Below are 12,089 nucleotides of genomic sequence, written 5' to 3'. Positions count from 1 at the left end.
TGTAGAAGTTTAAAGGTAGGGGGCTTCGACGGGCTCAGCCCGAATGGGCAGGATGTCAGTTCTTATTCCACGCGGGTGAAGCGGAAGTGATCTCGGATGCGGCGGTTGAAGAAGCTGCCCTTGGATGAGGCGCGGCGCATGGCGGCGGCCAGCCTTTCCGGCACCTCGAAATAGCTGTAGCGCCTGCCGCTGACGAATTGCACGTCCAGCCGGTGTTCGGCCGCATCATAGTCGAAGTGGCGGATGACTGTGGAGGGCATGCTGGCGATAATGATTGGCGGCTGGCGATGTTTCCCGCTGCATGCGCCCTGTAGGATTCGGGTGACATAGGTGACACGAGGAGGGCGCGGGAAACCGGGCTTTTGCGGCTGTGCGTCCAACAGATTATGTTAAATGTTCAAAGAGCCGCCGGGAGCTTAGCGGGGGTTATGGCCTGTAGGACAGCGAAAAATTTTTGAGGGGTAAGATGCGCAGGCCGGGGAGGGAAAGGGGCTGACGTTGCGGGGTTCCCCTCCGCCATCGGCTTGGCCGCTGTCCCCCTCCCCATCGTTGATGGGAGGATGGCAATCAACCGCCGCCGGGGGAGTTGTGGCCGCCCGCGGGGACGGGGCCACCACTGGGGGCGTGGCCGTGATCGGGATTGCTGTCCCATTCGATATGGTAAAGATCGAAACGCCGGTCGCGCAGGTTGCGGACGGTGCCTTCGGCGCGGGCCCAGCTCAAGTCCGCCAAGTTGACGTCCGCCATGGTGAGGGTTTCGACATTTTCCGTTGATTCCGCCGCGATGCCGTCGCGCGCGAAGGGCAGGTCGCAGGGAGTCAGAATGGCGCTCTGGGCATATTGAATGTCCATATTGTCGACATTGGGCAGGTTGCCGACATTGCCGGACATGACGACATAGCATTGATTTTCGATCGCGCGCGCCTGGGCGCAATAGCGCACGCGCATATAGCCCAGACGGCTGTCGGTGCAGAAGGGCACGAAGATGATGCGCGCGCCCTGGTCCACCAGCCGCCGGGCGAGTTCGGGAAATTCGCTGTCATAGCAGATGAGCACGCCGATCGGGCCGCAGTCCGTCTGGATCACGTCGAGCGAATCGCCCCCCTTGATGTTCCACCAGAAGGCTTCGTTGGGGGTGGGGTGAATCTTTTCCTGCGTGTGGACCGATCCGTCGCGCAGGGCGACATAGGCGATGTTCTGGATATCGCCATCGTCGGCGCGGGTCGGGTGGGAGCCGCCGATGATGTTGATATTATATTCCAGCGCCATCCGCGTCAGTTCCTTCGTCAGGCGCGGCGTATAGGCGGTGAGCTTGTCGATCGCTTCGATCGGGGAAAGCTTCTTGGTTTCGAAGGAGAGCAGCGGAAGGGTGAAGAGTTCCGGGAAGATGATGAAGTCGGACCGGTAATCCGCAGCCACATCAACGAAATATTCGATGTTGCGGATAAATTCATCGAAGTCCGCAACGGCGCGCGCCTGAAGCTGGCAGGTGGCGAGCCGGACGCTTTCGACGCCGCGCGGCACCCGCATTTCGGGCGCTTCGTCAGGATCGACATAGGGGTTGCGCCAGACGAGATGGGCGGCGTGGCCGTCCGACTGCTTGTCTTCGGGCAGATAGTTTTCGAGCACGCCAAGCGGTTCGAACTGGTTCTTGAGCTGGAAGCTGATGACCTGGTCGCGCAGCTTGCCCTGGACCACCTTGTCCAGATAATCGGCGGGGCCATCGACGCGGCGCTTGGCGCGGGCATAGCCGGGCATGCGGCCCGCGATGACGATGCCGTGCAGGTCGAGCTGCTCGGCAAGTTCCTTGCGCTCGTCATAGAGACGCTGGCCGATGCGCAGGCCGCGCAGCTTGGGATCGACCGCCATTTCATAGCCGTACAGCCATTCGCCCGCGGCGCTGTGCCGGGTGCCGAAGCCGTTGGCGGTGATCTCTTCCCAATCATGGAAGGAAAAGGCCATCGTCCTGCTGACGCGCATGGTCGCGCAATAGCCGACGATCCGGTTGTCGTAGACGGCGACGAAACAGCCATCGGGGAAATTGTTGATCTGGCCACGGACGGTCGCGGGCGAATAGTTGGGCAGGCCGGGATAGACGCGCGCGATGAGCCGCAGGATGGCGCGGACATCGCCCGGAACGGCGGTGCGGACTTCCAGGCGCTTTCCTGCTTTGGTGGTCATCAATCATCTCCCGTCATGGAAAAGGCGGCGCCGTGGACCAGCGCCGCCTCATTTCGCCAACGTTCTGAATAAGCCGCAAGCGGCCGATCAGTTCCGTTCCGCGTAGTTCTGTTCCGCGCAGGTCAGTTCCACTGGCCCATCGCGGTTTCGAGATTGACGCGGATCGCTTCGAAAAACTGTTCGGTCGTCATCCATGCCTGATCGGGGCCGATCAGCAGCGCCAGATCCTTCGTCATCGCGCCGCCTTCGACGGTTTCGATGCAGACGCGCTCCAGCGTTTCGGCAAAGCGCGTGACGTCCGGCGTGTCGTCGAACTTGCCGCGATAGCTGAGGCCCTGGGTCCAGGCGAAGATCGACGCGATCGGGTTGGTCGAGGTCGACTTGCCCTGCTGATGCTGGCGATAGTGGCGGGTGACGGTGCCGTGCGCGGCTTCGGCCTCGACGGTCTTGCCATCGGGCGAGAGCAGCACGGAGGTCATGAGGCCGAGCGAGCCGAAGCCCTGCGCCACGGTGTCGGACTGAACGTCGCCGTCATAATTCTTGCACGCCCAGACGAACTTGCCGCTCCACTTGAGCGCGGCGGCCACCATGTCGTCGATCAGGCGGTGTTCGTAGGTGATGCCAGCGGCCTTGAACTGATCGGCGAATTCCTTGTCGAACACTTCCTGGAACAGATCCTTGAAGCGGCCGTCATAGGCCTTCAAAATGGTGTTCTTGGTCGACAGATAGAGCGGCCAGTTGCGGCCCAGCGCGTAGTTCATGCTGGCGCGGGCGAAATCACGGATCGAATCGTCCAGATTGTACATGCCCATGGCGACGCCGGGGCTGGGGAAGTTGAAGACGTCCTTTTCGATCTTCTCGCCATTGGCGCCGTCCCAGATCATGCGCAGCTTGCCGGGGCCGGGGACCAGGAAGTCGGTGGCGCGATACTGGTCGCCGAACGCGTGACGGCCGATGACGATCGGGTCGGTCCAGCCGGGAACCAGCCGGGGCACGTTCTTGATCACGATCGGTTCGCGGAAAACGACGCCGCCCAGGATGTTGCGGATGGTGCCGTTGGGCGACTTCCACATTTCCTTGAGGCCGAATTCCTCGACGCGGGCTTCGTCCGGGGTGATGGTGGCGCACTTCACGCCGACGCCATATTGCTTGATCGCATTGGCGGAATCGATGGTGATCTGGTCGTTGGTTTCGTCGCGCTTTTCAACGCTGAGGTCGTAATATTTGAGGTCGATGTCGAGATAGGGGAGGATGAGGCGCTCACGAATCCACTGCCAGATGATCCGCGTCATCTCATCGCCGTCGATCTCCACGACTGGGTTCTTGACCTTGATCTTCGCCATGCGCCTCTTCGCCTTCTTCGTTCGGGTGGAATTTTGCAAACGCCCTAGGGAAAGCGGAGCCAATGTTCAACCGCGCAATGGCGGTGAAGCAGGGCGCATGATTTCGCGGCACTTGCCGGGGGATCGACCGTTGTCAGCCCAAGTGACTGTGCCTAAAGACGATGCCATGGAAAATGACGAAATCACCGTCGCCCTGGGCGGCAATGTGAAGTGGCGCTTCCCCACGGTTCATCCCGAAGGCGTGAAGTTCGGCCTGATCGCGGTGGCGATCACCCTGGTGCTGTTCCTGGTCGGATGGGAGATTCCCGGTTGGCTGATGGTGATCGTGACGATCTGGGTCTTTGCCTTCTTCCGCGACCCGGTGCGCGCGGTGCCGCAGGACGAGCGGGCGATCATCGCGCCCGCCGACGGTCTGGTGACGCTGATCCAGCGCGTGCCGCCGCCGCGCGAGATGGCGGGGCCGGATGGCCTGGGCGACCAGCCGATGGTGCGCGTTTCCATCTTCATGAGCGTGTTCGACGTCCACATCAACCGCACGCCCATCGGCGGGATGGTGAAGTCGGTCGTCTATATTTCGGGCAAGTTCCTGAATGCCGATCTGGACAAGGCGAGCGAGGATAATGAGCGGCAGCATATCCTGATCGAGCGGCATGACGGCGTGCGCGTGGGCTTTACCCAGATTGCGGGCCTGGTCGCGCGCCGGATCGTCCCCTTTGTGAAGCCGGGCGACCTGATCGCGGCGGGGCAGCGCATCGGCCTGATCCGCTTCGGCAGCCGCGTCGACGTCTATCTGCCCGCTGGCACGGCGCCGCGCGTGGTGCTGGGGCAGCGGACCGTCGCGGGAGAGACGATCCTGGGGCAGATCGGCGACGCGCGCGTCATTTCGGGTATCCAGCAGTGAGGCAGCGGCGCGCCATCCCGCGCGGCCTGCGCCGTGGCATCACCCTGCGGATGGTCGCGCCCAACGCGGTCACGGCCATGGCGCTGTGCTGCGGCCTGACCGGCGTGCGCTACGCCATCGCGGAACGGTGGGAATGGGCGGTGACGCTGATCATCATCGCGGGGATACTGGACGGGCTGGACGGCCGCATCGCGCGGCTGCTGCGCGGGGAAAGCCGCTTCGGGGCGGAGCTGGATTCGCTGTCGGACTCCATCGCCTTCGGCGTGGCTCCGGCGCTGATCCTTTATCTGTGGGCGCTGCATGCCATGCCGAAATTCGGGTGGATCTTCGCGCTGGCCCATGCGCTGTCCTGCGCGCTGCGGCTCGCCCGGTTCAACGCCAATATCGACGCTGACGAACAGCCGCATAAATCGGCCGGGTTCCTGACCGGCGTTCCCGCGCCCGCCGGGGCTGGGCTCGCCTTCGTACCGCTTTATCTGTGGCTGGTGACGGGGGAAGATATCTTCCGCGCCTGGTATGTGGTGGCGCCGTGGACGGCTTTCACCGCCTTCCTGATGATTTCCAGCATCGCGACCTATAGCTGGTCGGCGCTGCGGCTGCGCAAGCGCATCCGGCTGGAGGCGATCGCGGTTGCCGGATTGCTGGCCGCGCTGCTGATCACCGATCCCTGGCTGACGCTGCTGGCGCTTTCGGCCGTCTATGTGGCGACGATCCCGTTCGGCATCATGTCCTACGCACGCGTCCGGCGGCAGCAGCAGTCCAAAGCCGCTGCCTGACCTTCACGTCCTCAGGCGGCGAAGATGGATGCGGGCAGGGGACGCGCCGGGGTGCGCGCGTCCGGCGTGGCGCGGCGGCGGCTGATCCGCAGGCGGTAGACGGGCGCTTCCTGGGGAATGGGTTCGAACAGCAGGGCCGCGATCATCTTGTCCCGGTAAAGGGCGAACATGCCAACGATCGTGCCTGCCGCCAGCAGGAAGGCCGCCAGGAAAATGGTGGCTGCAATAATGGTGAACATGGGCGCTCACTTTCATATTTGCGACGGAACAACTGTTCCTCTATTGCCGGTCGAAACGGGGCTGAGCCGCGCTTTGTTCCGAATGTTCCCTATATGTTCCATTCTTTGGAGCAAGTCAAGCCTTGCCTCCCCCAGCCGTGCGCGCTAAGGGGCGCGCCATTCCACATGGGAATCGCACATATCCGGTGCTGACGGCGTGACGCCCCAGTTCCTGATTCCCAGAGGTTGAACCGGAAGGAGAATGATTATGGCGGCTCCTGTCGTCACCATGCACCAATTGATCGAGGCCGGCGCTCACTTCGGCCACCAGACCCACCGCTGGAACCCGCGCATGAAGCCGTACATCTTCGGCGAGCGCAACGGCATCCACATCCTTGACCTGTCGCAGACCGTGCCGCTGTTCGGCCGTGCGCTGGACTTCGTGTCGGCGACCGTCGCCGCTGGCGGCAAGGTGCTGTTCGTCGGCACCAAGCGCCAGGCGCAGGACCCGATCGCCGAAGCCGCCCGCAAGTCGGGCCAGCATTTCGTCAACCATCGCTGGCTGGGCGGCATGCTCACCAACTGGAAGACCATTTCCGGTTCGATCAAGCGTCTGAAGACCCTGGAAGAGAAGCTGTCGGGCGACACCCACGGCTTCACCAAGAAGGAAGTCCTTCAGATGACCCGCGAGCGCGAGAAGCTGGAGCTTTCGCTGGGCGGCATCCGCGACATGAACGGCATCCCCGATGTCATGTTCGTGATCGACGCCAACAAGGAAGAACTGGCGATCAAGGAAGCCAACACGCTGGGCATCCCGGTCGTCGCGATCCTCGATTCGAACGTCTCGCCCGATGGCATCGCTTTCCCGGTTCCGGCGAATGACGACGCCAGCCGCGCGATCCGCCTCTATTGCGACGCCGTCGCCGCCGCCGCGACCAAGGGCAACCGCGGCGCGCAGCAGGCTTCGGGCGTCGATCTGGGCGCTCTGGACGAGCCGGAAGCCGAAGAGGTCGCCGTCCAGGCCTGATCCCGCGGTCTTCGAACTGCAAGATTGACAGGCTAGGGCGCGCTCCACCGGACCGCGCCCTAGTGCTTATTTGAACCTTAAACTTTTAGGAGCCGAAACATGGCCGAGATTACCGCCGCCGCCGTCAAGGAACTGCGCGACCGTTCCGGCGCGGGCATGATGGACTGCAAGAAGGCGCTCGCCGAAGCCAATGGCGACATGGAAGCGGCCGTCGACTGGCTGCGCGCCAAGGGCCTCGCCGCCGCGCAGAAGAAGTCCAGCCGCACCGCTGCCGAAGGCCTGGTCGGCGTCGCCGTCGCCGGCACCAAGGGCGTTGCCGTCGAAGTGAACAGCGAAACCGACTTCGTCGCCAAGAACGACCAGTTCCAGGATTTCGTGCGCACCGTGGCGCAGGTCGCCTTGCAGAGCGGCGTTTCGGACGCCGAGGCGCTGTCGAACCAGGCGCACCCGGCTGGCGGCACGATCGCCGAAAAGCTGGTGTCGAACATCGCCACCATCGGCGAGAACCAGACGCTGCGCCGCGTCGGCCAGGTGGAAGTGAGCCAGGGCGTCGTCGTTCCCTACGTCCACAACGCCGCCGCGCCGGGCCTGGGCAAGATCGGCGTGCTGGTCGCGCTGGAAGGCGATGCGCCTGCCGATGTGCTGGAGCCGCTGGGCAAGCAGATCGCGATGCACATCGCCGCCGCTTTCCCGCTGGCGCTGTCGTCGGCCGATATCGACCCCGCCCTGCTGGAGCGGGAGCGCGCCATCGCCGCTGAAAAGGCCGCCGAATCGGGCAAGCCCGCCGAAATCGTCGCCAAGATGGTCGATGGCGCGGTGGCCAAGTACGCCAAGGAAAACGCCCTGCTGTCGCAGCTGTTCGTGATGGACAACAAGACCCCCGTCGCCGACGTCGTCGCCAAGGCGGCGAAGGGTGCGGGCGCGTCGATCACGCTCAAAAACTATGTCCGTTTCCAGCTCGGCGAAGGCATCGAGAAGGAAACGAGCGACTTCGCGGCCGAAGTCGCCGCCGCTGCGGGCGTTTGAGCGCCCGCCGCATCAGCCGCTGTATCTGACAGAGCGTTCGGTTCGGACGACATCGGGAGGCCAAGGCTTCTCGACAAGTCCGCGCCGGACGCTAAGGACTTCACATCATGGCGCGTGCTGCCTAAGGTGCGCGCCATTTCCTTGCCCGCTTGTAATGGATCTTTCCGCCACATGACTCGCCCGCCCTTCAAGCGCATCCTGCTGAAACTCTCGGGCGAAGTGCTGATGGGGCAAGGGCAGTTCGGTATCGAGCCGGAGACGGTGAACCGCGTCGCGACCGAGATCGCGGCGGCCAAGGATGCGGGCTTTGAACTGTGCGTCGTCGTGGGCGGCGGCAATATCTTCCGCGGGCTGGCGGGCGCGGCCAAGGGATTCGACCGGGCGAGCGCCGATTATATGGGCATGCTGGCGACCGTCATGAACGCGCTGGCGGTGCAGAATGCGCTGGAAAAGATCGGTTACGACACGCGGGTCCAGTCGGCGATCCCGATGGCGTCCGTGTGCGAGCCCTATATCCGGCGCAAGGCGGTGCGGCACATGGAAAAGGGCCGGATCGTCATCTTCGCGGCGGGCACCGGCAGCCCCTTCTTCACCACCGACACGACCGCGGCACTGCGCGCGGCGGAAATGAACTGCGATGCGCTGTTCAAGGGCACCAGCGTCGATGGCATCTATAATGCCGATCCCAAGCAGGTGCCGGATGCGGCGCGTTATGACCAGATCAGCTTCGACAAGGTGCTGAACGACAATCTGAAGGTCATGGATGCGAGCGCCATTGCGCTCTGCCGCGAAAATAATATTCCCATCGTCGTGTTCAACATTCGCGAAACCGGCAATCTGGCAAAGGTGCTGGCCGGGGACGGGGTGGCGACGATCGTGCAAAATCAGGAGCGCTGAACAACATGGCCCAATATGACAAAGCCGATCTCGAACGCCGCATGCATGGCGCCGTCGAATCGCTGAAAGGAGACCTGGCGGGTCTGCGCACCGGCCGCGCCAATATCCAGCTGCTCGATCCGGTGACGGTCGAGGTCTATGGCGCGCACATGCCGCTCAACCAGGTCGCGACCGTCTCCGCGCCGGAACCGCGCATGCTGTCCGTTCAGGTGTGGGACAAGAGCAATGTCGGCCCGGTCGACAAGGCGATCCGTTCGGCGGGCCTTGGCCTCAACCCGATCGTTGACGGCCAGACGCTGCGCCTGCCGATCCCGGACCTGACCGAGGAACGCCGCAAGGAATTGGCCAAGCTCGCCAGCAAATATGCCGAAGGCGCGCGCGTCGCCGTGCGCAACGTCCGCCGCGACGGCATGGACAGCCTGAAAACCGATGAGAAGAAGGGCGAGATCAGCGAGGACGAGCGCAAGCGCATGGAAACCGAGGTGCAGAAGCTGACCGACAGCACCATCGCCGATATCGATGCGGCGGCTGCGGCCAAGGAGAAGGAAATTCTCGGCCGCTGAGCCGGGGTCCTTCCGCCCGTGTCCATCGCACATCTTCTCTTCTGATGGCCAGCCAAGCCAAGCCCGACATTCGACAGGGCGCGCCTTCGGCTGGCGCGCGTCATGTCGATGGCGTCCGCGCCGGATCGTCCGGTCCCCGCCATGTCGCCATCATCATGGACGGCAATGGCCGCTGGGCGAAAAAGCGCTTCCTGCCGCGCATCGCCGGTCACAAGGCGGGGGTGGAGGCGGTGCGCCGGGTGGCGCGCGCAGCGCTGGACCTGAAACTCGAATGCCTGACGCTCTACGCCTTTTCCTCGGAAAACTGGAAGCGTCCGGCGGCGGAGGTGGCGGACCTGATGGGGCTGCTGCGGCACTTCATCCAGTCCGATCTGGACGAGTTCCACGCCAACGGCATCCGCCTGCGGATCATCGGCAATTACAGGGCGCTCGATCCCTCGCTGGTCGAACTGATCGAAGCAGCGGTTGCGCGGACGGCGGGCAACAAGGGGCCCATCGTCGCCATCGCGCTCAACTATGGCGCGCAGGATGAGCTGGTGCGGGCCGTGCAGAGCCTCGCCGAGCGGGTGAAGGCGGGAGAGATGAGCGCGGCCGATATCGCGGCGGGCGACATCGATGCGCATCTCGACACGGCCGCGCTGCCGCCGCTAGACCTTCTGATCCGCACGTCGGGGGAGCAGCGGCTCAGCAACTTCATGCTGTGGCAGGCCGCCTATGCGGAACTCTATTTCACCGACATGCTGTGGCCGGATTTCGACGGCCGGGCACTGGCGCAGGCGCTTGACTCCTTTCGCATGAGGGACCGCCGGTTCGGCGGCCTGTGAGCGCCATGTCCAGCGAGCTTCGCACCCGCACGATCGTTGGCGTCGCGCTGATCCTTCTGGCGTCGGCTGCGCTCTATTCCGGCGGTTTCCTGTTCTGGCTGCTGCTGGTGGTGGCGGGCGTGCTGATGCAGGGGGAATGGGGCGCGCTTGTGAGCGCGACGCCCGAAGAAAGGCGGCTGGCCATGTTCGCGGTGTCGGTGCCGCTGGCGCTGCTGTGCCCGTTGGCCGCCAATGTATCCTGGGTCGCGTTCACATTGGGCGCGGCGGCGTTTTTCTTCGTGCTGCTGGTGACGCGTTCCGTCCGCCTGGCGCTGGGCATTCCCTATGTCGTCCTGCCGGTGATGGCGCTGCTCTATCTGCGGCAGCAGACGCCCGACAGCTATGGGCTGCTGCTCGCTTTCTGGGCATTGGCGCTGGTATGGGCAACCGACATCGGGGCTTATTTCGCTGGCCGCTCGATCGGCGGGCCCAAGCTGGCCCCGCGAGTCAGCCCGTCCAAGACCTGGGCGGGGCTGGGCGGCGGGGTGCTTGCCGCGCTGGCCACCGGGTTCCTGCTCCATCGCCTGGCCGGTCTGCCGGTCGAGCTTGCCGCCGCCAGCGGGCTGCTCGCGGTGGCGGCGCAACTGGGCGACCTGCTTGAAAGCGCGATGAAGCGCAGGGCGGGCGTGAAGGACAGCGGCACTCTGCTGCCCGGCCATGGCGGTGTGCTGGACCGGCTGGACGGCGTGGCGGCCGTCGCGCCCCTCGCAGCGCTGCTTTATTTGGTGTTGGTGCTCGGCTGATGCGCAAGATTTCGATTTTCGGAGCGACCGGCTCCGTGGGCACGTCCACGCTGGACCTGATCCGGCGCGATCGCGATGCGTTCGAAGTGGTGGCGCTGACGGCCTTTGGCGATGTCGGCGGGCTGGCCGCCGCCGCGCGCGACTGCGGCGCGAGCATCGCGGTGATCGGCGATGAAGGCCTGTACGGCGCGCTCAAGGATGCGTTGCAGGGGTCGGGCGTGCAGGCCGCCGCTGGCGAAGAGGCGCTGGTGGAGGCCGCACAGGCGGGCGCTGACTGGAGCATGGCGGCGATCGTCGGTTGCGCGGGGCTGCGCCCCACCATGGCGGCGCTGAAAGCGGGCGGCACGGTCGCGCTGGCGAACAAGGAATCGCTGGTGTCAGCGGGCGCGCTGATGATGGAGGCGGCGGCGCAGTCCGGTGCGGCGCTGCTGCCGGTCGATAGCGAACATAATGCCATATTTCAATGCCTTGCCGGAAGCCTCTTGGACGATGTGGCAAGGATCATCCTGACGGCGAGCGGCGGCCCGTTCCGCACCTGCTCGCGGGAGGAGATGCGCGGCATCACCCCGGCGCAGGCGGTGGCGCATCCCAACTGGTCGATGGGCGCGAAGATCAGCGTCGATAGCGCGACGATGATGAACAAGGGGCTGGAACTGATCGAGGCTGCGCACCTCTTTCCCATCGGGCTCGACCGGATCGAGATACTGGTCCATCCGCAGTCCATCATCCATTCGATGGTGGAATATCGCGACCGTTCGACCCTGGCGCAGCTTGGCTCGCCCGACATGCGCATTCCGATCGCGAGCGCGCTCGCCTGGCCGGAGCGGATGGAGACGCCGTGCCAGCCGCTGGACCTGGCGCGGGCGGGGCGGCTCGATTTCGAAGCGCCGGACCCGGAACGTTTTCCCGCGCTTCGCCTGGCGCGGCATGCGGCCGGGCAGGGCGGGGCGGCTCCGGCCATTCTGAACGCGGCCAATGAAGTCGCGGTCGCCGCTTTCCTGAAAGGCGCCATCGGCTTCCTTGATATCGCCATGATTGTGGAGGATGTCTTGAACCGCTATAGCGCGGCTGCGCCTTGCCGGATCGAAGACGTGCTGGAAGTGGATGCACGGGCGCGAGCCATGGCGGGGCAAGTGATGGAAAGATTGACTGCTTGATCCAGAATCCGGGTTTCCTGCTGACCGTCCTCGCCTTTGTCGCGGTCATCGGCCCGCTCGTCTTCGTGCATGAGCTGGGCCATTATCTGGTCGGCCGCTGGTGCGGGGTGAAGGCGGAAGCCTTTTCGATCGGGTTCGGGCCGGAAATCGCCGCCTGGGTCGACAAGCGCGGCACCCGATGGCGCATCGGCGCGCTGCCGCTGGGCGGCTATGTGCGGTTCAAGGGCGACATGAACGCCGCCAGCCAGACCGATCCGGCCTGGCTGGAAATGTCGGCGCGCGACCGGGCGGAAAGCTTTCCCGCCAAGCCGCTGTGGCAGCGCGCGGCGATCGTGGCGGCGGGTCCGGCGATCAACTTCCTTTTCGCCATCCTGATCCTGGGCGCCTTCGCCTT

At 64.6% G+C, this 12,089-nt stretch carries 14 protein-coding genes; 10 read left to right on the top strand and 4 right to left on the bottom strand.

What is annotated here, in order from left to right:
* Window positions 1-62: 62 nt before the first annotated feature.
* The 3 genes from L288_RS28120 to L288_RS28110 all read right to left on the bottom strand — a co-directional run bounded on the left by L288_RS28120 (window position 63) and on the right by L288_RS28110 (window position 3,524).
* Window positions 63-260: a KTSC domain-containing protein gene (locus tag L288_RS28120; RefSeq protein ID WP_021237506.1), complete on the bottom strand. Its 198-nt coding sequence runs from the start codon at window positions 258-260 to the stop codon at window positions 63-65.
* 307 nt (window positions 261-567) lie between these two features.
* Window positions 568-2,181: a GNAT family N-acetyltransferase gene (locus tag L288_RS28115; RefSeq protein ID WP_021237505.1), complete on the bottom strand. Its 1,614-nt coding sequence runs from the start codon at window positions 2,179-2,181 to the stop codon at window positions 568-570.
* A gap of 122 nt (window positions 2,182-2,303) precedes the next feature.
* Window positions 2,304-3,524, bottom strand: a complete 1,221-nt coding sequence (locus L288_RS28110; RefSeq protein ID WP_021237504.1) for an NADP-dependent isocitrate dehydrogenase — start codon at window positions 3,522-3,524, stop codon at window positions 2,304-2,306.
* 166 nt (window positions 3,525-3,690) lie between these two features.
* Here L288_RS28110 and L288_RS28105 point away from each other — a divergent pair, with 166 nt between their 5' ends.
* Both L288_RS28105 and L288_RS28100 read left to right on the top strand, forming a co-directional pair.
* Window positions 3,691-4,425 (top strand): phosphatidylserine decarboxylase, encoded by a 735-nt coding sequence (locus L288_RS28105; protein WP_021237503.1) that lies wholly within the window; start codon window positions 3,691-3,693, stop codon window positions 4,423-4,425.
* Between the two features lie 50 nt (window positions 4,426-4,475).
* On the top strand, window positions 4,476-5,201 hold the full coding sequence (locus tag L288_RS28100) for a CDP-alcohol phosphatidyltransferase family protein (protein ID WP_051209617.1): 726 nt from the start codon (window positions 4,476-4,478) through the stop codon (window positions 5,199-5,201).
* An 11-nt stretch (window positions 5,202-5,212) separates the two neighbouring features.
* Here the strand turns inward: L288_RS28100 and L288_RS28095 are convergent, their stop codons facing one another.
* A complete protein-coding gene (locus L288_RS28095; RefSeq protein ID WP_021237501.1) occupies window positions 5,213-5,440 on the bottom strand; it encodes a hypothetical protein in 228 nt (75 codons plus the stop codon).
* A gap of 247 nt (window positions 5,441-5,687) precedes the next feature.
* On the opposite strand from L288_RS28095, the gene rpsB reads away from it, so the two are divergent.
* The 8 genes from rpsB to L288_RS28055 form a co-directional block, all read left to right on the top strand.
* Entirely contained in the window at window positions 5,688-6,446 is a 759-nt protein-coding gene (gene rpsB / locus L288_RS28090) for a 30S ribosomal protein S2 (protein ID WP_021237500.1), read from the top strand.
* 99 nt (window positions 6,447-6,545) lie between these two features.
* Window positions 6,546-7,472 carry a translation elongation factor Ts gene (gene tsf, locus L288_RS28085; protein WP_021237499.1) on the top strand — a complete coding sequence of 309 codons (927 nt, stop codon included), beginning with the start codon at window positions 6,546-6,548 and terminating at the stop codon, window positions 7,470-7,472.
* 171 nt (window positions 7,473-7,643) lie between these two features.
* A complete protein-coding gene (pyrH, locus tag L288_RS28080; RefSeq protein ID WP_021237498.1) occupies window positions 7,644-8,369 on the top strand; it encodes a UMP kinase in 726 nt (241 codons plus the stop codon).
* A gap of 5 nt (window positions 8,370-8,374) precedes the next feature.
* Complete coding sequence (gene frr, locus L288_RS28075; RefSeq protein ID WP_021237497.1) at window positions 8,375-8,932, top strand: ribosome recycling factor; 558 nt, start codon at window positions 8,375-8,377, stop codon at window positions 8,930-8,932.
* 44 nt (window positions 8,933-8,976) lie between these two features.
* Window positions 8,977-9,756 (top strand): isoprenyl transferase, encoded by a 780-nt coding sequence (locus tag L288_RS28070; RefSeq protein WP_021237496.1) that lies wholly within the window; start codon window positions 8,977-8,979, stop codon window positions 9,754-9,756.
* Window positions 9,757-9,761: 5 nt separating this feature from the next.
* Window positions 9,762-10,538 (top strand): phosphatidate cytidylyltransferase, encoded by a 777-nt coding sequence (locus tag L288_RS28065; RefSeq protein WP_021237495.1) that lies wholly within the window; start codon window positions 9,762-9,764, stop codon window positions 10,536-10,538.
* Window positions 10,538-11,695 (top strand): 1-deoxy-D-xylulose-5-phosphate reductoisomerase, encoded by a 1,158-nt coding sequence (locus L288_RS28060; RefSeq protein ID WP_021237494.1) that lies wholly within the window; start codon window positions 10,538-10,540, stop codon window positions 11,693-11,695. The genes L288_RS28065 and L288_RS28060 overlap by 1 nt, the downstream gene beginning before the upstream one ends.
* On the top strand, window positions 11,692-12,089 hold a 398-nt coding region (locus L288_RS28055; protein ID WP_021237493.1), incomplete at its 3' end, for a site-2 protease family protein. The genes L288_RS28060 and L288_RS28055, both read left to right, overlap by 4 nt.

Origin of the sequence: Sphingobium quisquiliarum P25 (assembly GCF_000445065.1) — a bacterium.
Classification (GTDB): Bacteria; Pseudomonadota; Alphaproteobacteria; order Sphingomonadales; family Sphingomonadaceae; genus Sphingobium; species Sphingobium quisquiliarum.
Note: the sequence above shows the minus strand (reverse complement) of the source record. Positions and strands in the feature narration are given on the sequence as shown.